Source organism: Macrococcus sp. DPC7161, from assembly GCF_004117835.1.
Taxonomy (GTDB): Bacteria; Bacillota; Bacilli; order Staphylococcales; family Staphylococcaceae; genus SDSC01.
The window spans coordinates 55,549-77,235 of record NZ_SDSC01000003.1 but is presented as its reverse complement, the minus strand read 5'-3'; the positions used below and the strand labels follow the sequence as shown (position 1 = coordinate 77,235).

Sequence of the window (21,687 nt, the reverse complement as noted above, 5' to 3'; positions counted from 1 at the left end):
AAAACCTAGTGCGATTTTGTACGCACTAGGTTTATTTTTATGCTTTTTTATTGGCTGCTGCAAATGCTTTTGAAATATCGATTAATTTTTTCGGTGCATCTTCTACACCCATATGTACTTCTACAAAATGCATATGTTCCTGGTCTTTTTCAATTTCATCCATTACAGATTTTAATTCATTTGATGTTTTAGCTTCATAAACTTTAACTGTATCTTTTCCACCAAATACTTCAGGTAGCTTTTTGTAATCCCACATTTGAATGTCGTTGTATGGTTCTTTCATTCCGTGGATTAATCGTTCTACTGTATATCCATCATTGTTAATCACAAAAATAATTGGTTTAATATTTGTTCTAATCATTGTTGATAATGCTTGTGCTGTTAATTGTAATGAGCCATCACCGATGAGTAATACGTTGCGACGATGAACATCTGCATGTTGTGATCCTAATAATGCTGGGAATGTATAACCAATAGAACCCCATAATGGTTGTCCGATGTATTGGTTACCTTTATATAATGACATGTCATAGGCCCCAAAGAATGATGTTCCTTGTTCTGCTAATAAGATGTCATTTGGTTTTAAGAAAGCATTCATTAATTTAAAGTAATTCGCTTGTTCTAACGGTTGATCGTTTAATTCATATTTTAAGTCAGAACGGATATAAGTAGGGAATGTCGCTTTATTTTTAAAATCTATGCTTAATAACCCTTCCATAATATCGATAATACTTACGTTATTAGAAGTGATAGATTTGATTTTTACATCATTTTGATTTAAGAAATGTACATCATTGATATCAAATTCATAACTGAATCCTGCTGTTGCTGAATCTGTTAATTTTGCACCTAAATTAATAATACAGTCTGATGAATTAACATAATTTCTTACATTTTCTTCAGCAATTTTTCCGTCGAAAATACCTAAATATTGTGGTGATTCTTCATTAAATGCTGATTTTCCTAATGAAAGTTGTGCGACTGGTATGTTCGTTTTTGATGCAAATTGCTCTAATTGTTCATGTAAATCAAACGAATTAATTTCATGTCCAACGATTAATACGGGTTGTTTTGCATTCTTTAATTCATTTTCAATCGCTTCGATGTATTTTGATACATCTTTTTTATGGTGTTCATATTTTTTAGGTGGTAATGTCACTTCAATTTCAGTTAATGCAACATCAATAGGTAAATGGATATGTACTGGACGACGTTCTTCAATCGCTTTATTAATGACACGTGTGATTTCTTCTTGTGCATTGTCTACATTTAATGTTGTTGTTGCAGTTGTAATGTGTTCGTACATTTTAGAATAGCTGTCAAATACACCTTCACCTAAAGAGTGGTGCACATAACGTCCTTCTTTTTGGGCAATCGTTGAAGGACCTCCTGAAATTTTAACAACTGGTACTCGTTCTGCATAACTACCTGCAATACCATTGACTGCACTTAATTCACCAACACCAAATGTTGTGCTAAGTGCACCTAAACCATTAACGCGAGCATAGCCATCTGCTGCATAACTCGCATTTAATTCATTTGTATTACCAATCCATTCAATTTTGTCGTTACAAATGATGTCGTCTAAAAACGCTAATGTAAAATCTCCAGGCACGCCAAAGATTTTATCTACACCATTGATTGCTAATGTATCTAATAAATATTGACCAATCCTTTGTTTCATAATATCTTCCCCTTCGACTTGTATTCATTTTGTATACTTTATTAATATAACGCTTTTTGTATTTTAGGTCAATGATGTTGACCTAAAATGGTTTGCTAATATTATTTCATATTGCATATGCGTGGTTTACGTTGGCGAAAAGTACTTTTCAAGTTATAATATGTAAAGTACAAGCGAGGAGAGATGATTTTGAGGTCTGAAAAAGATTTAATGTTGTTTTATTTTGGCTATAAGACATTTATCAATGCAGCTGATGAATTAATTCAATCTTATGGTATTGGTAGGCAACATCATCGCTTTTTATTTTTTATTTGTTATTACCCTGGCATACATGTCAGTGCTTTATTAGAAATCTTAGAAATTTCAAAGCAAGGTGCACAAAGTGCATTGAAGGTTTTGAAATCGCGAGGGCTCATTATTGAAAAAACAAACCAAAATGATAAACGTTTAAAGGAATTACATCCAACTGAAGCAGGACTATCACTCATTGAATCACTTTGTAATGCACAATTACAATTGTTAAACAAGATTGAAAGTGAATATGGTTCAAATTGGACAGAGATGATGAAAGGGTTAAGTGCACCAAGACCCGGCTATCAAATGATTAAAGAAAAAAGAGGGATTGCATGGAAAAAATAGAATCAGTCAATAATCCGAAAGTTAAACAAATCGCGAAGTTACATCAAAGAAAAGAACGTAAAAAAGCAGGACAATTTTTAATTGAAGGGCATCATTTAGTTGAAGAGGCTGCGAAAAGTGGTGTATCAATTGAAATGATTTTAACGGTTGATCCTGAGAAACTAACTTATGATATGGTTCAAAACAGCAAACAACAATATGAAATCACATTCAAAGTGGCTGAGAAACTGACGCAAACAGAGGCACCACAAGGTATTTATGCAGTGTGTTCAATGGAAATGAAATATAATATTCAAGATTTAAAAAAGGTGATTTATTTAGACCGTATTCAAGATCCAGGGAATGTAGGCACGATTATTAGAACGGCTGATGCAGCCGGATTTGATGCAGTTGTCATTTCTAAAGGTACAGTTGATATATATAACGATAAAGTGTTGCGATCATCACAAGGCAGTTTGTTCCATATTCCAGTCATTGAAATGGAATTTGAAGCCATTAAAGCAGAATTTAAAGGTCACATCTATGGCACAAGTTTAGAAGGTGGCAGTGACTATCGTACGATTGACCCTTCAGATAAAGTCATGCTTGTTTTAGGAAATGAAGGACAAGGTGTAGATAAAGATATACTGAATCAAACAGATAATAACTTATACGTACCGATTTTTGGAGAAGCGGAAAGTTTAAATGTTGCAGTATGTGCTGGTATATTAATGTATTATTTTGTTTAATTATGATATTATAATTAAATACATCTACATATTGATGTACTGCAAGATTAAATTGAATACATGAAATTGATGTTTGTACTTTCTAATCGAAAGGGGACCGAGCGTATGAAAACTTTAAAAGCGTATTTGAATGTTGAGCAAGAGACCCAAAATGATTTGAACAAGGAAGAACAATTTGTTGCAAAGTTTAAAGATGTAGATCATGTAGAAGGACAAGGAACTTCTATAAAAGCTGCAATCGATGAACTTATCCAAAAGGCAGAAGAATCATATGTATTGTCATAAAATAAAACCACCGAAACCTAAATTAAATGGTTTCGGTGGTTTATTTTTATTTCATTTAATATTGCATCTTTATTAATGCAAATTAACCTTAAAATTACCTTAAAAATTTCAAGATTCCTAGAAAATGTTATTCGTACAAGTTACAATAATAGTTGTACTAATCGAAAATATAACGATTTTTACAGCTAATATAGCTAAATACAAAGAATATGACTGTAACAATAAGAAACGCAAAGATGCATGATTCAAAGTGACCTGTATAATCCTTTAACCATCCAAATAACACTGGACCTGTTGCTGCAACAAGGTAACCTAAACCTTGAGAGAACCCAGATAATTCAATTGCATCTTGAGTCGTTTTAGCACGTAGTGAGAAAGTAAGCATACATAAACTAAATGCAGAACCACTCGCAAGGCCAAGAATTATCATAGCAATTATCGTCAAAACAAACGTTTGAGTGAAGAGTAAACTGAATCCAATAATAAATAACAAAGTATAGGCATAAGCTAATATGCGTTGATCTTTTAATTTGCTCGCAATCACAGGCACAATAAAGTTCATTGGCAATTGACTAAAGATACTTAGCATCATAAAATAGCCCGCTGTTTGTTTTGAAAATCCATAGCTCATTAATATACTTGGGATCCAAGTTGCCATACAGAAAAATAACATCGATTGAAAGCCCATCATTAAAGCAACACAAACTGCGAGTTTAGACTTATAAATCTTGCGATCTGATTTTTCGACAACAATCTTTGGATTCGTTTTAAGTTGTGGTAACCAAACGATTAACGCAAATATACAAAGGATTACCCAAAACCCTAGGGCGAATTGATAACCACCATGACCAACATGAGAAAGTGGTACGGAGAACCCGCTACCAACACCGCCAAACATGGTCATCATTAAAGTGTAAATGCCAGTCATCACACCCATTTGGCTTGGGAATCGCCATTTAATAAAACTTGGGAAAATCACATTACCAAATGCGATACCAATACCAATTAATACAGTACCTAAAAATAAAAATAGTGGGTTTGGTATGACTCTAATCAACAAACCAATTAACAAAACAATCGTAGAACAAAATAATGTCTTACTCATCCCAAACTTTGCGCTCACACCTGCAACAGAGGGGGAAATAAGAGCGAACATTAATAATGGAATCGTTGTTAAAGAACCTAACAGCGTACTCGATAAATTTAAACGTGAACCAATTTGATCAATCACAGGACCAACAGAAGTAATCGGTGCACGTAAAGTAGAAGAAACAAAAATAATTCCAAGAATTAAGAGCAAGACTTCCTTTTTCTTAAACATAAAAAACGCTCCTTTTAACAATATATATTAAGCATATCATTTATTTTGGGAAAATGTAGTAAGTAAAAATAGAGAGGTGAAAATAATGAATGATTTAAAATATTTAAAAGAAAGTTACCGACTTTGGCTTGGGGGGATAACTGATTTTAATAGTGATGAGCCATTAAAGAAATATAAGAGGATTCAAAGTGTAGCGCGTTGGACATTAGTAGTTCCATTAATTGTTTTAATAATGTTATTTACAGCATTTACAATGGACTATGATATAGAGTTTAAACATGAATTTGTACTCATACTATTGCCTGTATTTTTGTTTATATGGTCATTAACATTATCGTCACATATACGTAGATTTAAATTTAGACAGAAAAACTATAAATCCTTTTTAATTGTTTCATTAATTTGCTATTTAGTTGGATTTACTTTTATTGAATTTTTCAAAAATGAATCCTGGAAGTTTATGATAGGGGTGATGGCAATATTAATTCCAGGTTTTATGACTAATACTAACGACGTAAAGACAGATCGTGATGAGTTGTTTGAAAGGATTGAAGAAGATGGCAATTAGTAACGATATTAAAGGGAGTTTAAAATTGTGGCTTGGTCGTTTGTTTGATTTGAATAGTGAATGTACGCATGTTCAATATCGTAGAGTAGATTTGATAAGTCGTATGTCTTTATTAGTAATTTTCATGCCGATTATTTTTATCGAGATGTTATATTTAGACCATTTAAATTCTAATACATCTAAAATTATTGTTTTGATTACATCATTATTATTTGTTACATTATACTATCTTGCCACATTTTCAAATGAAGTGAGAAGATTTAAATTTAGAGAGAAATCGCCAATAATCTATTTTGCATCAGTTATTTGTGGAATAGCAATTATTTGTATCTTGCTCTTTATGCATTTTAATTCAGGTTTTAAAGTAACACCAATGTTATTTGTAATGGTGATGTTAATCTCTATTTTACCAACGGTTAGGAATAGTTATAAAGTGAAGCAGGACGACAATTATTTTAGAAATTAATTATTATTTATCAGTATCAAAAAAGAAGTAGGCCTTTTGGCTTACTTCTTTTTAAATAGTAACAAGACACCTACTAAGAGTGACGCAATGATACCAACGATATATTCTTTAGGCATTTCACCTGTGATTGGTAAGAATGAGGTTTGTGTTTCTTGTTTTGTTGGTGTTTTTTTTACGCTTTCTTTTACTGTATTATCTGGTTTTAAGTCATTTGAAATGCTGTCTGCGATGTTTGTGCTAAATAAATCTGCACCACTTTGTTCTTTTTTGAGAACATCATTTAAATGTTGTACTTTTTTGTTTGTATCGATTAAATGTTGATTTAATATGTCTAGTAATTGGTGTTGGTATTTTGTATTTGATATTTCATTCTCTTTATATTTTTTTAATAATTGTTCTAATTTTTCTCTTAAAGTAGGGTTCATTTCTGATATATTAAAGCCTTTATTGATTAAGTCTTTAATGTCTATTTTTTCATGTTGTTGTATATAGTTTTTTAAGTTTTGATGTAATAGTTGTAATACTTCTAATTGTAATTTATTATCATCAATTTTACCTTGCTTCAGTTTTGTTTTTAATTTTTCTATGAATGCTTGTTGTTTTTTTGTAAACCAATCTTTATTGATAGTTACAGGTTGATCATTCACAGCAATGGTGATGATTGGAGTGCTGGTATTTTGTTTAAGTTTTTGTAGTAATGGCGTGTTTGATAGATTTCTAGCTTGTTGTTCTTTGACTTTTTCTATAAGTGATTGGCTATTCTTTTGATTATTATTGTTACTTTCAGTATATTTTTCTGAAATGTTCGTATTTGTTTGATTATTCACTCGATTGATTGATTGTCTTAGTTGATCGGTTTTATTTTTAACTTCTTGTCTAACTTGTTCTTTTTGTTGATCAATTTGTTGTATATCTTTTTTTACTTGATCGAGTTGTGTGTTGATTTTATTTTTTTCTTCTTGGATGTATTGTTTAACTGCATTCGTATCTGTTGTATTATTTGCTGTGGTATTTGCATAAGAAATACTCGGTATGATAGATAGGGCAACTGTAATATATAATGTTTTCTTTAACATATTATGACCTCGTTTAAATATTAATATAATAATTTGGTTAAATTTTGGATGTTTTTAATAAAATATATCATAATATAAAAGGTAAAAGTAATCTAGTGTTATTTTGTATATTTTATTGATATATTAATTTGTTGGTTTGTTGCTATTATTTTTCTTATAATTTTCTGTATTAATTGTTTAACCGAATATGTATAACTGAAACATTAGGAAAATTCAGTTGAATTCAGTTTTTAATTTCTATATAATTAATATCAATGAAATAGTGCCGATAAAAAGACGGAATATAAGAATTTGTTAAGAGAGCCATCGTTTGGTGTGAGATGGTCAAAGTCTTATGTTTTTTCACCTTTTTGGCTGTCTAATAAGAAGTTAGGCCGGTCGATCCGTTATCTCGAAATGAAGTGTGCACGTTTGTGCAAATTTGGGTGGTACCGCGGAATCTTTTCGTCCCTTTGTAGGATGAAAGGGTTTTTTATTTTGCCTTTAAATAAATTATTGGAGGTTCGTTATGGAACTTAAAGACAAGTTACAAGCATTGAAAGAGGAAGCAATTCAAAAAGTAGAAGCAATTACTGAGAAAAAAGATTTACAAGATATTAAAGTATCTTACTTAGGTAAAAAAGGTGTTATTACTGGATTAATGAAAGAAATGAAATCTTTACCGAATGAAGAAAAACCGAAATTTGGTGCTTTAGTGAATGATGCTCGTCAAACAGTTGAAGGTGTCATTAAAGAAAAAGAAGAAGCAATCAATAAAGCAATGATTCAACAAAAGCTTGAAAGTGAAGCGATTGATATTACTTTACCAGGTAAATCATTAACACAAGGGAGTACACATCCTTTAAATCGTATTGTTGAAGATATTGAAGATTTATTTGTTGGTTTAGGATATGAAGTTGTAGAGGGGTTTGAAGTTGAAAGTGATTACTATAACTTCGAAGCATTAAATTTACCTAAATCACATCCAGCTCGTGATATGCAAGACAGTTTCTATATTTCAGAAGATATTTTAATGCGTACACATACATCACCAGTACAAGCGAGAACTTTAGAAGCGCGCAAAGGTGAAGGACCAGTTAAGATCATTTGTCCAGGTAAAGTATATCGTCGTGACTCAGATGATGCGACACATTCACATCAATTTACACAAATTGAAGGTTTAGTTGTTGATGAAAATATTAAAATGAGTGATTTAAAAGGGACTTTAGAGTATTTCGCTAAAAAGATGTTTGGTGAAGACAGAGAGATTCGTTTACGTCCAAGTTTCTTCCCATTTACAGAGCCTTCAGTAGAGGTTGATATTTCTTGCTTCAAATGTAAAGGTAAGGGATGTAATGTATGTAAAGGAACAGGATGGATTGAAATTTTAGGTGCTGGTATGGTACACCCTAACGTTCTTGAAATGGCAGGATTCGATTCTAAGAAATATTCAGGATTTGCTTTTGGTATGGGGCCAGATCGAATTGCGATGTTAAAATATGGTATCGAAGATATTCGTCATTTCTATACAAATGATTTAAGATTTATTACACAGTTCTTACGTCTTGAAGATGGAGGTCAAACAGATGTTAGTAAGTAAAGAGTGGTTAAGTGATTTTGTTAAAGTTGATTTACCAGTGGAAGAATTAGCTGAAAAAATTACACGTAGTGGTATAGAAATTGAAGAAATCATTGATTATACAAAAGATATTAAAAATTTAGTCGTTGGTTATGTTGAATCAAAAGAGAAACATCCTGATGCGGATAAATTAAATGTTTGCCAAGTAAATGTTGGTGAGGAAACATTACAAATTGTTTGTGGTGCACCGAATGTTGATGCAGGTCAACATGTTATCGTATGTTTACCAGGTGGTCGTTTACTTGGCGGCATTAAAATCAAAAAAGCCAAATTACGTGGTGTTGAGTCTAATGGAATGATTTGTTCTTTAGGTGAATTGGGTATAAATTCAAATTTAATCCCGGAAGATTATGCACAAGGCATTTATGTATTTTCAGATCAAGTTACACCTGGTACGAGTGCGTTAGAAGCATTATCTTTAGCAGATGAAGTGATGGAATTTGGTTTAACACCAAATAGAAGTGACTGTATGAGTATGGTAGGTTCGGCTTACGAAACAAGTGCTTTATATGAAGAAACGATTTCTTTTCCAAATGTTGAAATTCATGAAACAAATGAAAATGCATCTGATTATATCTCAATTAATATTGAAGATGAATCATTAAACCCATATTATGCAGCACGTATCGTTAAAAATGTAAAAATCGGACCATCTCCTGCTTATATTCAAGGTCGTTTAATTAAAGCAGGCATTCGACCAATCAATAATGTTGTCGATGTTTCGAATTATGTAATGTTAGAATACGGTCAACCGTTACATATGTTTGATTACGATCAATTAGGATCAAAGTCAATTGTCGTTAGAAATGCACATCAAGATGAAATGATGACGACTTTAGATGATCAAGAAAGAAAATTAACTTCAGAAGATATTGTTATTACTAACGGTACAAAACCTGTTGCTTTAGCAGGGGTTATGGGTGGCGATTTCTCAGAAGTAACAGATAAAACAGTCAATGTATTAATTGAGGCAGCAATGTTTGCACCTCTTAATATCCGTAAAACAGCGAGTCGTTTAAACTTACGTTCAGAATCATCTAGCCGTTTTGAAAAAGGTGTGGCTGCTGAATTTGTTGAAGAAGCTTTAAATCGTGCAGCATATCTTTTACAAGAAAACGCACAAGGTGAAGTGTTAAGTGGAATTGTGTCTGCAGGAAAATTACCAGAGTTTACAAAACATGTTGAAATTACTGTTGATGATATCAATGGTTTAATTGGATTTGAAATTTCAAATACTGAAATTAAAGCCATTTTTGATCGATTAGGATTTGAATCTAAAGTTGATGGCGATAATTTCAATGTCGTTGTACCTAGTCGTCGTGGTGATATTTCTATTAAGGAAGACTTAGTTGAAGAAGTTGCCCGTATTTATGGTTACGATGAATTGCCAGCAACATTACCTGTAACAAAAACAAATAAACAGGTAGGATTAACAGATTATCAAATCAAACGTCGTCAAATTAAAGCATTGTTACAAGGTTATGGTTTAAATCAAGCTATTACTTACGCTTTAGTTTCAAAAGAAAAAGCAACACAATTTGCATTAAAAACAGCTGAAACTACAAAACTTTTAATGCCAATGAGTGAAGATCATGCCGAATTACGCCAAAGTTTAATTCCACATTTAGTGGATGTAGTGAAATATAATAATGCGCGTCAAATGAAAAATGTTGCATTTTATGAAGTAGGCAATGTGTTTTATCAAAATGGTACAGATACATTACCTAGTGAAGAAGAACGTGTGGCTGGTATTATCACTGGTGAAGTAATGCCAAGTTATCACCAAGGTAAAAAAGAAAATGTCGACTTCTTCCATGTAAAAGGAATTGTAGAAGCTATTTCTGAACGTATTGGCATTCCGTTTAAATATGTGCGTTCAACAGATGAATTATTACATCCAGGAAGAAGTGCAGATATTTATGTAGGCGAAGTTAAAGTGGGTATTATCGGTCAATTACATCCTTCATTTGAAGACGCAAATGATTTAAATGAAACGTATGTATTTGAGCTTGATTTAAAACAATTGTTAAACGATGTTCAAGGTCAAATTTTATACACAATGATTCCAAAGTTCCCTGGAACAAGTCGTGACATTGCTATTGAAGTACCGCGTAATGAAGATACAGGAAAATACATTGAATTAATTGAATCAATTGATCATAAATTATTACAATCAGCAAAAGTGTTTGATGTTTATCAAGGAGAACATATCGCAGAAGATAAAAAATCTGTAGCAATCAGAATGGAATTTTTAAATCCAGTACAAACGTTAACTGATGAAGACATTAAACCGATTTACGATAAAGTGATTGTATCATTAGAACAAAACGGTGCCAAATTAAGAGGATAATTAAAGTGAGGCAGAAATGTCTCGCTTTTTTATTTGTCATTTTACACTTATTGTTGTATGTTTTATTTGTGTTAACAAATGTTAAATGAGGGTGACAACATGTTTATCAAAACAAGAGTATTAAATCCTTATGAAAAATATATTTTAGAAGTTAATGGCAGAATTAAAATGGATACGCTGGATCAAACTCATTGCTTTACAATTGATAAAGGGTATACAGGTGAAAAGTATTTTTACGAGAAAATAAAAGAATGCTCGGGTGGTATTAAAATATGGGACTTCCGATTAAAAATGAACGGTGAGGCGCAATATGATTTTATTATCATCCATGACCAACATATCATTCACTTTGATATTAAGTATTATGAAGGAAATTATCATTTTCACCAATCCAATTTTATTAGTGAAAATAATTATGTCATTACAGATCCCATTAATCAATTGGTAAAAGCAGACATGAAATTAAATCAATTTGTTCAGAAATTAGGATTATCTTATAAAGTGCTAAGTTATGTAGTTTTTGTTGGACAACAGTTTTCAGTTAGTGGTTTTAATGGTGATAATAGAATACTTTTTGATAAAGATATTGATCGAATAGTCGCGTCATTAAATAAAAATGAAACTTCAGATGAAGAGACTAGAATCGGACAATTATTTTTACAGTATCACTATGATAAAGGCATTTATCAACGTATTCATTATTATCCTTTTGAAGAAATTCAAGAAGGCATTAAATGCCCGAGTTGTAATCAACTGCTCCCAAAGCTAAGCCATCGCAAAACACATGTAACATGTAGTTGTGGCTATAAAATTACTAAAAAAGATTTAGTGAAAAATGCTTTTGAGGTTATTCAGTTATTGAAAAATGCTGCTGTTACTGTAGATGATGTGGTGAGGTATACAGGAATAGGTAAAACTTTGATTAGAGAAGTGCTTTCTGAGAACTTTGAAAAAACCGGTATGAACAAGAATAGGAAATACCATCCTAAAGAAAAGCTATTTATTAAAGAAGTTAGTGAAAATGAATATGAAGTGGATATGGTTATCAATGACTCGTAATAAAGTGCTTTAATTATAAGTTAAAACTACGGTGATAAACCCAAAATATCACCGTAGATTGCAGGAAAATCTATCATAGTACCTCAACAACGGTGATAAATCCAAAATATCACCGTAGATTAACAGAAAATCTAACATAGTACCTCAACAACGGTGATAAATCCAAAATATCACCGTAGATTGCAGGAAAATCTATCATTGCACCTCAACAACGGTGATAAATCCAAAATATCACCGTAGATTAACGGAAAATCTATCATAGTACCTCAACAACGGTGATAAATCCAAAATATCACCGTAGATTAACAGAAAATCTAACATAGTACCTCAACAACGGTGATAAATCCAAAATATCACCGTAGATTGCAGGAAAATCTATCATTGCACCTCAACAACGGTGATAAATCCAAAATATCACCGTAGATTAACGGAAAATCTATCATAGTACCTCAACAACGGTGATAAATCCAAAATATCACCGTAGATTAACAGAAAATCTAACATAGTACCTCAACAACGGTGATAAATCCAAAATATCACCGTAGATTGCAGGAAAATCTATCATAGCACCTCAACAACGGTGATAAACCCAAAATATCACCGTAGATATCCTGGTAACCAATCAAACCAGCCTATCTACGGTGATAATTAACAAATAGCACTACACAATTATCATCTATTTCTTATTTCGCATCAAATTCTCTTTAATGTACCATAACAAATATACAAAAACGCCTAAACCAATTAGTACATACAAAAATGACATAATGAACCTCCATTTATTTTTTCTTATTATATATATTTAATGCTTTTTCTCGATTTTTAAAGTCTTTTTTTGTAATGCTGTCTAAATAATCGATACCTTTTTTATTAATTATCTTTGCGGCTTCTAAATCAACTTTTGGACCAGCACCTTTTGTGATGTGAATGCCTGTTTCTTTAATGATTTGATCATAATATTTTACAAAAGCATATCTTGCAATGATTGAACTTGCAGCTATTGCGATTGATTTTGATTCACCTTTTGTTTCGAATTTAGTTTTTTCTCTCTCTGGTATTGGACCGATTGCGTATCTTTCATAGACTCCTTGAACAGCGAATTGGTCAATAACGATATAATCAAGTGGCGCATTTATTTTACTCAATACATTTTTAATCGCTTGGTTATGTAGTACTGCTTTCATTTTTACTTGACTCCAACCCAATTGTTTTCTCTCATTATATTTTGGATTATCTAATGTGAGTAGTGAATGTGGTATGAATGTAATGATTTGTTCAGCTAATTCTACGATTTGTTTATCTTTTAAATTTTTTGAATCCATCACACCTAATGTCTTTAATATTGCAGCATTTTCTTTTGACACATAACTTGCAACGACTGTCATTGGTCCAAAATAATCTCCTGATCCTGCTTCGTCAGAACCAATACAATTGAAATCATCATAGTGTAAGGTTTGCTTATCAATTTTACTATGTTTTTCTGTATTTACTGTATTCGATATGCCTGCTTTTAACAAAATGTCATTTGCAATCATTTCACTTTGCGCGCCTTGTACCATAAATTTGTTAGACTTATACATTAATATTGTATGGCCATTGATTTTATTTTTATAAATTGCACCTGGTGGTAAAGAGTTACTCATATTACTCGGTAAGATTTTAATTATTTTTTGAATATCATTTGCACTTAATTGATGAACTGTTGAACTCATAATGGCCTCGCTTACGTATTTTTATTGAATTTCTACTTATAAAAATGGTAACATAAACTAAAATATATGACGACTGGGAGTTACAATATGGGGACATTTAAAAATAGAATTACTGTAACGATTTTTGATCAACACTATACAATTTTAGGTGAAGACGAACCAAATCATATTCGACATGTTGCGAGCTTAGTGGATGAAAGAATTAGAGAAGTTGCTAGTATGAGTGCTGGTTTAGATACTTCAAGAAAAGCGGTATTAGCTGCTGTAAATATTATGGATGACTATGTAAAATTACAAGAAGCACATCAGGCTTTGCTTGAGGAATTAAACAGGGACAAAGAATAATGTTAGATATTTTGATTTTATTTATTCTCATTATGGGGACTGTGATTGGATATCGAAGAGGATTTATTCTACAGTCACTTCATTTAATTGGTACTATCGGTGCATTTATTATTGCGAGAATGTTTTATATACCTCTTGCAAATAAATTAACATTGTTGATACCATTCCCATCAGCAAATACTTCTCATGATTCGTCATTTTTAAATTTATTAACGAATGAACATACTTTTTATAATCTTATAAGTTTTATCATTTTATTTGTATTTAGTAAGATGATATTACAAATTATAGGAACGGTATTTGATTACATTGCACAAATTCCAATATTAAAACAAATGAATATGGGACTCGGATTGCTATTTGGCTTTCTTGAATGTTACTTAGGACTATTTTTGTTTTTATTTTTACTTGCAATGTTACCAATATCATTTATTGAAACACATATTAACAACAGTAATTTAGCGAATATAATTGTCAACCACACGCCGTTTTTAAGCGGAATGATAAAATCTTGGTGGTTACATTAATGATGGTGAGACATTGATTTGTCCCACCTTTTCTTTTGGGAGGTACATATGACTAAAAAAGATTACATCAAATTGTTAGAAACAATTGCAACTTATATGGAATTACAAGGTGCAAATCCTTTTAAAATATCAGCCTATCGCAAAGCTGCGGCAAGTCTTGAACGATTAGATCAAGACATTAATGAGATTGAAGACTTCACGAAACTGGACGGTATTGGAAAAAGTGTCGCTTCAGTACTATTAGAATTTCAAGCAAACGGTGAATCTTCATTATTAAATGAATTAAAAGTATCTATCCCTGAAGGTTTAATTCAAATGTTAAAAATTCGAAATCTAGGTGCAAAAAAAATAGTAAAGATTCATAAAGCACTTCAAATTGATACAATAGAGCAACTGACAAAAGCTTGTGAAAATCATGAAATCAGTACACTACCTGGCTTTGGTAAAACGAGTGAAGCCAATATTTTAAAAGGCATTCAAGATTTATTAACGATGAATGAACGCATGGTCATTTACGACGTGATGAAAAGTGTTAATGAAATTGATGCCTACTTAAATCAGTGTAATGACATTGACCAGTTTGAAGTTGCGGGCAGTTACAGAAGAATGAATGAGACGAGTAAGGATATTGATTATATTATTTCTACAAAAGATAGAGAGAAAGTAAGTGAATATATCCAAACAGCACCATTTGTTTTGGAAGTTGAACTCAGTGGCAATGAAAAAATTACAATTAAATATCAACGAGAAGACATTATTTGTACAGTGGACTTTAGATTTACTGACAATAAAGGATTTGCACATATGCTGCAACATTTCACAGGCAGTAAAGATCACAACATTAAAATTAGACAATTAGCAAAGCAAAAAAATGAAAAAATTAGTGAATATGGCATTACACAAGCTGACGGTAACATCATACAATATGAAGATGAAGCATCGATTTATCGCCATTTTAATGTCAATTACATCCCACCAATGTTAAGAACGGACGGTAGTGAATTTGATTTTGATACATCTCAATTGATACACCTTCAAGACATTAAAGGTGATTTACATATGCATACCACATATTCAGATGGTGCACATACATTAGAACAAATGATTGAAGCCAATATTCAAAAAGGCTATGAGTATATGGTCATCACAGATCATTCAAAAAGTTTATTTGTAGCGAATGGTTTACCTGTAGATAAACTATTAGAACAAAATGAACGTATAAAGCAATTGAACGAAAAATATTCAGAAATCGATATTTATTCAGGTATCGAAATGGATATTTTACCAGATGGATCTTTGGATTATCCAGATGAAGTGTTATCTCGGTTGGATTATGTTATTGCAGCAATTCATCAATCGTTGAATCAACCGGAAGCTCAAATTATGGAAAGACTAAAGGTTGCTTGTGAAAATCCATATGTCCGTCATATTGCGCATCCAACAGGACGTATACTAGGTAGAAGAGGGGCATATCAGGTCAATGTCGATGCATTAATACAAATGGCAAAAGAAACGAATACGTATTTAGAATTAAATGCGAATCCAATGCGCCTGGATTTAAATAGTGAAATCTTACTGAACAATCCGGATTTAAAAATTACCATTAATACAGATGCACACCATGTAGATCAATTGAACTTAATGAAATTTGGTGTAGGTACTGCAATCAAAGGTAGAGTAAACAAAGATAATGTTTTAAACACATTATCAAGAGCAGCATTTAAAGAATTTATAATGAATGGGAAGTAATGATATGAATCAAAAAGCACTTCAAATATTAGAATATCATCGTATTATTGATCAACTTTTGTCTTTTTCACAAAACGAATTAAGTGCGATGAAAATTAAAAACATACATCCAAAAAATGAAATGAATGAAATATTGTCAATGCTTGAATGGTTAGAAGAAGCAAGACGCATTGATATGACAGAAAGTGAACCTGGTATGAGTCAATTAAGCCATATCGAGCCACTTGTTAAAAGAGCAGTAATTGGCTCAGTGTTATCTGTTGTTGAATTAAACAAGATTAAAAATAATATTAAAGTCATCAATAAATACAAAACTTATATCTTCAATTTATTTGAAGAACGTGAGTTAGAAATCGAGCAAATTTACCATCAAATGAAAAAATTGCCGAGTGCTACACCTTTATCTGAAATGATTGAAGAAAAGTGTGACGAAACAACATTATATGATCATGCGAGTCCAACACTTGCTGGTATTCGTGCAGATATTCATAGAACAAACCGTAAAATCAAAGATAAACTGGATCAAATTGTTAGGAACTCAAACAACCAAAAAAAATTATCTGATGCAATTGTTACCATTCGAAATGGTAGACAAGTAATTCCTGTACGTAGTGAATACAAACAGGATTTTCCTGGTATTGTGCACGATACATCAAGTTCTGGTCAAACATTCTATATCGAGCCAAATAGTATTGTGGAGTTATCAACAGAACTTAGCAAATATACACGTCAAGAAGAAGAAGAAGTGGAACGCATTTTATATGAATTAACAAATGAAGTCGCTTTATTTGAAAATGAATTGATTTATGGGACGGATGTTTTATCTACTTTAGATGTTTATTTTGCGAAAGCGAAGTTTGGTAACCGTAACAAAATGACAATGCCAAAAATTAAAGAAGAAAAATGCATAGATTTACCGAATGCTTGGCATCCATTATTAGATGCTAAAACGGTCGTGAAAAACAATATTACATTTTATGAAGGAATCAATTCAGTAATTATCACTGGACCTAACACAGGTGGTAAAACAGTTACACTTAAAACGGTAGGTTTAATCATCTTAATGGCGCAATCAGGATTAATGGTACCAACTGGTGAAGGTGCAATGATTAGTGTATTTGATGAAGTCTTTTGTGATATTGGTGATGAGCAATCGATTGAACAATCATTATCTACATTCTCAAGTCATATGACCAACATTGTTTCGATTTTAGATAAAATGACTGAAAACAGTTTTGTCATGTTTGATGAGTTAGGTGCAGGTACTGACCCTGCAGAAGGTGCAGCACTTGCGATGAGTATTTTAGATAAAACTTTAGAACAACAAGTAATGACCATGGCGACAACACATTATCCCGAATTAAAAGCCTACAGCTATAATCGAGATGGTGTAATGAACGCTAGTGTTGAATTTGATGTCGATACTTTGAGTCCAACTTATCGATTATTGATGGGTATTCCAGGGAAAAGTAATGCTTTCGATATTGCCAAAAAATTAGGCTTAAGTTTTTCAATCATTAAATCTGCAAGACAAATGATTCATTTAGATAATAATGAAGTCAATAATATGATTGGTGCTTTAGAGAAAAATAATAAACAAATTGAACAAGACCGTATTTTAATGGAACAATACAAACAAGAAAGTGAAACATTGTTCAAAGATTTAAAGCGTGAATACGATCAATACATCAATCAAAAACAGAAATTAATGGAAGACGCGAAATTTAAAGCAAATGAAATTATAAAAAAAGCAGATAAAGAAGCAGAAGAAATTTTAAAAACATTACGAGAACATAAACATAACGCAGATATTAAAGAAAATGAATTGATAGATGAGCGTGCAAAATTATCAGGCATGTATCATGAAACAAGTATCAAACAAAAAAAGACAACAAAAAAAGAGCAAAAGATTCAAAAAGGAGACCATGTTAAAGTTTTAAGTTATGGTCAAAAAGGTGTTATTTTAGACATTGATGATAAAGCTAAAGAAGCGGTCGTTCAAATGGGTATCATCAAAATGAAAATCCCATATAATGAATTAGAAATAGAGGCACCACCGAAAGAAGATAAAATTCGAGTAGTACCGAGAACAAATCGTACAGAAATCAAAATGGAACTTGATTTACGTGGGGAACGATTTGAGGATGCTTTAATTTTATTAGAACAATATTTAGATCAAGCAATATTAAGTAATTACGGAGAAGTCACTATCATTCATGGTAAAGGTACCGGTGCACTTCAAAAAGGTGTCCAACAATTTTTAAAACGATATAAACATATTAAATCGTTTAGAGGTGGTATGCCTTCTGAAGGTGGCTTTGGTGTAACGGTTGTTGAATTAAAATAAGAGGTGTTTAAATGGATAATTTTGATATGTATAAGCTCGCAAAAGTGTTAATTGTCATATCGATTTTGATGTTGATTAGTGGTATGATTTATTTGTTTATTGTTTAATGAGCAACTAAGATGACGTTAAATAACAAGTCTGTTATAGTATCGTTATCAAGATAATTTAGGAGGACTAAACAATGGCTTTAATTAATGCAACAGATGCAAACTTTGAAAGTAATATTAAAGAAGGCGTAACTTTAGTAGATTTTTGGGCACCTTGGTGTGGACCTTGTAAAATGATTGCGCCTGTATTAGAAGATTTAGCGAAAGATGTTGAAGGTAAAGCAAACATCGTTAAAGTTGATGTTGATGAAAACCAAGAAACAGCTGCTAAATTTGAAGTAATGAGTATTCCAACTTTAATCGTATTTAAAGACGGTCAAGCAGTTGATAAAGTAGTAGGTTTCCAACCGAAAGAACAATTACAAGCAGTTTTAGAAAAACATTTCTAAAATGTTGAAGGCAATGCATGTGCATTGCCTTTTTTTTGTGCGAAGATTATACTAAATGCACATTATGATTTAGGTGGTATTATGGAAGATTATCAATTAAAAATTAAAAATAAATTATCGGTTTTGCCGACTGAACCAGGTTGTTACTTAATGAAAGATCGCCAAGATCAGATTATTTATGTTGGTAAAGCAAAGAACTTAAGAAATCGTGTTAGATCATACTTCACTGGGAGTCACGATGAAAAGACAACGCGTCTTGTGATGGAGATTAGAAACTTTGAGTTCATCGTCACAAGTACTGAAATTGAATCATTATTATTAGAGCTCACTTTAATCAAAAAACATCATCCGAGATTTAATATTAAATTAATGGATGATAAAAGCTACCCATTTATTAAAATAACGAGTGAAAAGCATCCACGACTTCTTGTAACAAGAACCGTCAAAAAAGATAATGCCAAATATTTTGGACCATATCCAAATGGCTATGCGGCGCATGAAACAAAAAAATTATTGGATCGCATTATTCCACTTAGGAAATGTACAAATTTGCCTGACAAATTGTGTTTATATTATCACATAGGCCAATGTTTAGGGCCATGTGTGAAGCAAGTAGAACAATCCGAATACAATCATTATATAAAGATTGTTACGGACTTTTTGAGCGGGAACGATCATGCAATTATTGAAGATTTAAAACAAAAAATGATGGAGCGAAGTGAAGCACTTAAATTTGAAGAAGCGAAAGAATATCGGGATTTAATTCAACATGTTGAAGCGGTAATGTTTAAACAAAAAATGATATCAAGTGATATGACAACTAAAGATATCTTTGGTTATGCTGTTGAAAAAGGTTGGATGTGTATACAAGTATTCTTTATTCGACAAGGCAATCTTATTGAACGTAAAGCAACAATGATTCCATTAATTGATGATGCTGAAAGTCATTTTTATAACTTTATTGGCCAATTTTATGACTTAAATCAAAATATCTTACCTAAAGAAGTACATATTCCGAGCCATTTAGATATTAAGATGGTGGAATCTGTAGTTGCAACCAAAGTTATTCAGCCAAAACGTGGTCAAAAAAGAGAAATGCTAGATTTAGCTGAAAAAAATGCACGCATTGCATTAAATAATAAGTTTGAATTGATTACTAAAGATGAAGCAAGAACGATTAAAGCCATTGAAGAAATAGGGAATGCGATGCAAATTCAAACACCTGTAAGAATAGAAGCATTTGATAATTCTAATATTCAAGGTGTGGATCCAGTATCTGCAATGGTTGTATTTATAGATGGTAAACCGAGTAAAAAAGACTATAGAAAATTTAAAATTAAAACAGTAAAAGGGCCAGATGATTATAAATCAATGCAAGAAGTCGTTAGAAGACGATACACAAGGGTTTTAAGAGAAGGATTACCATTACCCGATTTAATTATTGTCGATGGTGGTAAAGGTCATATGAATGTCGTAATGGATGTGCTTTATAATGAACTTGGATTAGATATACCTGTTGCTGGGTTAAAGAAAAATGATAAACACCAGACGGCTGAATTAATGTATGGAGAAGAATTTGAAATCGTACCATTAGATAAAAAGAGCCAGGCATTTTATTTACTTCAACGAATACAAGATGAAGTACATCGATTTGCAATCACATTTCATCGACAAACGCGTTCAAAAACATCTTTTAGTTCTCAATTAGATGGAATTGAAGGTGTTGGTCCAAAAAGAAAAACACAACTAATGAAACATTTTGGTTCGATTAAGCGTATTAAAGAAGCAAGCGAAAATGATTTAATCGAAGCTGGTATTCCTAAAAAACTAGCAAAAACCATTAAAGAAAACTTATCATCATAAATAAGAAAAAGTTTGTGAAAAAATCGATTTGAGAATCATTATCATATCCATTTGTTGAATAAACAATGGTACAATAGTATTGAAATCGTCATTCACAAACTTTCTTTTTTATGTTGTAAAAATTTTTAAAATAAAATGTAATCGGTTTCTTGATTTCAAACGATAAGAAGCGTAAAATTGTTGTTGTTGTTTGACGTATAAGAATTATAGGGGGGACTTACATGTCTAGTTCAGAAAAATCTTTCGCATTGCGTAGGTTACATTCATTACTTGGTGTGATTCCATTAGGTGTGTTTTTAATTCAACATTTAGTGATCAACCATTTTGCAGTGGATTCACCTGAAGCATTCGATAAAGCCAGTGATTTTATGTTTCACTTACCTTTTAAAATCGCATTAGAAACAGTAGTAATTTATTTACCAATTTTATTCCATGCGATTTATGGTATTTATATTGCATTTACAGCGAAGAATAACGTAAAAAATTACTCTACATTTAGAAACTGGATGTTCTTAATCCAACGTTTCACTGGTGTTGTAGCATTTATTTTCTTAGCAGTTCACGTTTGGCAAACACGTATTCAAGCTGCAAGAGGTATTCATATGGATTATGCTTATATGCATGATTTATTATCAAACCCATTTGTTTTTGCACTTTATATCGTAGGTATTTTAAGTGTGATTTTCCATTTTGCGAATGGATTATGGTCTTTTGCTGTAAGTTGGGGTATTACGCAATCTGAAAAATCACAAAACATCATGGCTTATGTATCTTTATTTGCATTTGTTGTAATTTCTTATATTGGAATTACTGCATTATTTGCATTTATTTAATGGAATTTAGGGGAGTGTTTA

The 21,687-nt window shown here is 31.7% G+C and carries 19 protein-coding genes and 1 other annotated feature; of the genes, 15 read left to right on the top strand and 4 right to left on the bottom strand.

The features are described from left to right. Window positions 1–37: 37 nt before the first annotated feature. Window positions 38–1,684: an alpha-keto acid decarboxylase family protein gene (locus ER639_RS05780; RefSeq protein ID WP_129064822.1), complete on the bottom strand. Its 1,647-nt coding sequence runs from the start codon at window positions 1,682–1,684 to the stop codon at window positions 38–40. Window positions 1,685–1,867: 183 nt separating this feature from the next. Between ER639_RS05780 and ER639_RS05775 the strand changes: the two genes are divergently transcribed. From ER639_RS05775 to ER639_RS05765, 3 genes are all read left to right on the top strand, one after another. Further along, complete coding sequence (locus ER639_RS05775; RefSeq protein ID WP_205757699.1) at window positions 1,868–2,323, top strand: MarR family winged helix-turn-helix transcriptional regulator; 456 nt, start codon at window positions 1,868–1,870, stop codon at window positions 2,321–2,323. Beyond that, on the top strand, window positions 2,311–3,051 hold the full coding sequence (locus ER639_RS05770; RefSeq protein ID WP_129064821.1) for a TrmH family RNA methyltransferase: 741 nt from the start codon (window positions 2,311–2,313) through the stop codon (window positions 3,049–3,051). Before ER639_RS05775 ends, ER639_RS05770 begins: the two co-directional genes overlap by 13 nt. 105 nt (window positions 3,052–3,156) lie before the next feature. Further along, the gene (locus ER639_RS05765; protein ID WP_129064820.1) at window positions 3,157–3,336 is read left to right on the top strand and encodes a hypothetical protein; all 180 of its coding nucleotides are present in this window, start codon (window positions 3,157–3,159) and stop codon (window positions 3,334–3,336) included. A 157-nt stretch (window positions 3,337–3,493) separates the two neighbouring features. Here ER639_RS05765 and ER639_RS05760 read toward each other — a convergent pair whose 3' ends face one another. Next, window positions 3,494–4,657: a CynX/NimT family MFS transporter gene (locus tag ER639_RS05760; RefSeq protein WP_129064819.1), complete on the bottom strand. Its 1,164-nt coding sequence runs from the start codon at window positions 4,655–4,657 to the stop codon at window positions 3,494–3,496. 85 nt (window positions 4,658–4,742) lie between these two features. On the opposite strand from ER639_RS05760, the gene ER639_RS05755 reads away from it, so the two are divergent. Together ER639_RS05755 and ER639_RS05750 are read left to right on the top strand one after the other, a co-directional pair. Beyond that, window positions 4,743–5,225, top strand: a complete 483-nt coding sequence (locus ER639_RS05755) for a hypothetical protein (RefSeq protein WP_129064818.1) — start codon at window positions 4,743–4,745, stop codon at window positions 5,223–5,225. Next, window positions 5,215–5,691, top strand: a complete 477-nt coding sequence (locus ER639_RS05750) for a hypothetical protein (RefSeq protein ID WP_129064817.1) — start codon at window positions 5,215–5,217, stop codon at window positions 5,689–5,691. Before ER639_RS05755 ends, ER639_RS05750 begins: the two co-directional genes overlap by 11 nt. A 41-nt stretch (window positions 5,692–5,732) precedes the next feature. On the opposite strand, the gene ER639_RS05745 is transcribed toward ER639_RS05750, so the two are convergent. Continuing rightward, entirely contained in the window at window positions 5,733–6,767 is a 1,035-nt protein-coding gene (locus tag ER639_RS05745; RefSeq protein WP_129064816.1) for a hypothetical protein, read from the bottom strand. A 259-nt stretch (window positions 6,768–7,026) separates the two neighbouring features. Continuing rightward, window positions 7,027–7,222: a binding site (T-box leader), on the top strand. Between the two features lie 53 nt (window positions 7,223–7,275). Here ER639_RS05745 and pheS point away from each other — a divergent pair. The 3 genes from pheS to ER639_RS05730 all read left to right on the top strand — a co-directional run bounded on the left by pheS (window position 7,276) and on the right by ER639_RS05730 (window position 11,794). Then, window positions 7,276–8,346: a phenylalanine--tRNA ligase subunit alpha gene (pheS, locus tag ER639_RS05740; RefSeq protein ID WP_129064815.1), complete on the top strand. Its 1,071-nt coding sequence runs from the start codon at window positions 7,276–7,278 to the stop codon at window positions 8,344–8,346. After that, window positions 8,333–10,735 carry a phenylalanine--tRNA ligase subunit beta gene (pheT, locus tag ER639_RS05735; protein ID WP_129064814.1) on the top strand — a complete coding sequence of 801 codons (2,403 nt, stop codon included), beginning with the start codon at window positions 8,333–8,335 and terminating at the stop codon, window positions 10,733–10,735. Before pheS ends, pheT begins: the two co-directional genes overlap by 14 nt. Before the next feature lie 99 nt (window positions 10,736–10,834). Next, on the top strand, window positions 10,835–11,794 hold the full coding sequence (locus ER639_RS05730) for a nuclease-related domain-containing protein (protein ID WP_164993368.1): 960 nt from the start codon (window positions 10,835–10,837) through the stop codon (window positions 11,792–11,794). 779 nt (window positions 11,795–12,573) lie between these two features. Here the strand turns inward: ER639_RS05730 and rnhC are convergent. Continuing rightward, window positions 12,574–13,506: a ribonuclease HIII gene (gene rnhC, locus ER639_RS05725; protein ID WP_129064812.1), complete on the bottom strand. Its 933-nt coding sequence runs from the start codon at window positions 13,504–13,506 to the stop codon at window positions 12,574–12,576. 87 nt (window positions 13,507–13,593) lie between these two features. Between rnhC and zapA the strand changes: the two genes are divergently transcribed. The 7 genes from zapA (at window position 13,594) to ER639_RS05690 (ending at window position 21,666) form a co-directional block, all read left to right on the top strand. Beyond that, window positions 13,594–13,851, top strand: a complete 258-nt coding sequence (zapA, locus tag ER639_RS05720; protein ID WP_129064811.1) for a cell division protein ZapA — start codon at window positions 13,594–13,596, stop codon at window positions 13,849–13,851. Next, complete coding sequence (locus tag ER639_RS05715) at window positions 13,851–14,378, top strand: CvpA family protein (RefSeq protein WP_129064810.1); 528 nt, start codon at window positions 13,851–13,853, stop codon at window positions 14,376–14,378. The genes zapA and ER639_RS05715 overlap by 1 nt, the downstream gene beginning before the upstream one ends. 48 nt (window positions 14,379–14,426) lie before the next feature. Further along, the gene (polX, locus tag ER639_RS05710; protein ID WP_129064809.1) at window positions 14,427–16,127 is read left to right on the top strand and encodes a DNA polymerase/3'-5' exonuclease PolX; all 1,701 of its coding nucleotides are present in this window, start codon (window positions 14,427–14,429) and stop codon (window positions 16,125–16,127) included. A 4-nt stretch (window positions 16,128–16,131) separates the two neighbouring features. Further along, window positions 16,132–18,474, top strand: coding sequence for an endonuclease MutS2 (locus ER639_RS05705; RefSeq protein ID WP_129064808.1), 2,343 nt, complete (start codon window positions 16,132–16,134; stop codon window positions 18,472–18,474). Window positions 18,475–18,655: 181 nt separating this feature from the next. Further along, window positions 18,656–18,970: a thioredoxin gene (trxA, locus tag ER639_RS05700; protein ID WP_129064807.1), complete on the top strand. Its 315-nt coding sequence runs from the start codon at window positions 18,656–18,658 to the stop codon at window positions 18,968–18,970. A gap of 81 nt (window positions 18,971–19,051) precedes the next feature. Next, entirely contained in the window at window positions 19,052–20,833 is a 1,782-nt protein-coding gene (gene uvrC, locus ER639_RS05695; protein WP_129064806.1) for an excinuclease ABC subunit UvrC, read from the top strand. A gap of 221 nt (window positions 20,834–21,054) precedes the next feature. After that, complete coding sequence (locus ER639_RS05690) at window positions 21,055–21,666, top strand: succinate dehydrogenase cytochrome b558 subunit (RefSeq protein WP_129064805.1); 612 nt, start codon at window positions 21,055–21,057, stop codon at window positions 21,664–21,666. The last annotated feature ends 21 nt before the right edge of the window (window positions 21,667–21,687 follow it).

Excerpts from the sequence above, each read along its gene's own strand:
- ER639_RS05780 (WP_129064822.1), bottom strand. The coding sequence starts at position 1,684 with ATGAAACAAAGGATTGGTCAATATTTATTAGATACATTAGCAATCAAT.
- ER639_RS05775 (WP_205757699.1), top strand. The coding sequence starts at position 1,868 with ATGATTTTGAGGTCTGAAAAAGATTTAATGTTGTTTTATTTTGGCTAT.
- ER639_RS05770 (WP_129064821.1), top strand. The coding sequence starts at position 2,311 with ATGGAAAAAATAGAATCAGTCAATAATCCGAAAGTTAAACAAATCGCG.
- ER639_RS05765 (WP_129064820.1), top strand. The coding sequence starts at position 3,157 with ATGAAAACTTTAAAAGCGTATTTGAATGTTGAGCAAGAGACCCAAAAT.
- ER639_RS05760 (WP_129064819.1), bottom strand. The coding sequence starts at position 4,657 with ATGTTTAAGAAAAAGGAAGTCTTGCTCTTAATTCTTGGAATTATTTTT.
- ER639_RS05755 (WP_129064818.1), top strand. The coding sequence starts at position 4,743 with ATGAATGATTTAAAATATTTAAAAGAAAGTTACCGACTTTGGCTTGGG.
- ER639_RS05750 (WP_129064817.1), top strand. The coding sequence starts at position 5,215 with ATGGCAATTAGTAACGATATTAAAGGGAGTTTAAAATTGTGGCTTGGT.
- ER639_RS05745 (WP_129064816.1), bottom strand. The coding sequence starts at position 6,767 with ATGTTAAAGAAAACATTATATATTACAGTTGCCCTATCTATCATACCG.
- pheS (WP_129064815.1), top strand. The coding sequence starts at position 7,276 with ATGGAACTTAAAGACAAGTTACAAGCATTGAAAGAGGAAGCAATTCAA.
- pheT (WP_129064814.1), top strand. The coding sequence starts at position 8,333 with ATGTTAGTAAGTAAAGAGTGGTTAAGTGATTTTGTTAAAGTTGATTTA.
- ER639_RS05730 (WP_164993368.1), top strand. The coding sequence starts at position 10,835 with ATGTTTATCAAAACAAGAGTATTAAATCCTTATGAAAAATATATTTTA.
- rnhC (WP_129064812.1), bottom strand. The coding sequence starts at position 13,506 with ATGAGTTCAACAGTTCATCAATTAAGTGCAAATGATATTCAAAAAATA.
- zapA (WP_129064811.1), top strand. The coding sequence starts at position 13,594 with ATGGGGACATTTAAAAATAGAATTACTGTAACGATTTTTGATCAACAC.
- ER639_RS05715 (WP_129064810.1), top strand. The coding sequence starts at position 13,851 with ATGTTAGATATTTTGATTTTATTTATTCTCATTATGGGGACTGTGATT.
- polX (WP_129064809.1), top strand. The coding sequence starts at position 14,427 with ATGACTAAAAAAGATTACATCAAATTGTTAGAAACAATTGCAACTTAT.
- ER639_RS05705 (WP_129064808.1), top strand. The coding sequence starts at position 16,132 with ATGAATCAAAAAGCACTTCAAATATTAGAATATCATCGTATTATTGAT.
- trxA (WP_129064807.1), top strand. The coding sequence starts at position 18,656 with ATGGCTTTAATTAATGCAACAGATGCAAACTTTGAAAGTAATATTAAA.
- uvrC (WP_129064806.1), top strand. The coding sequence starts at position 19,052 with ATGGAAGATTATCAATTAAAAATTAAAAATAAATTATCGGTTTTGCCG.
- ER639_RS05690 (WP_129064805.1), top strand. The coding sequence starts at position 21,055 with ATGTCTAGTTCAGAAAAATCTTTCGCATTGCGTAGGTTACATTCATTA.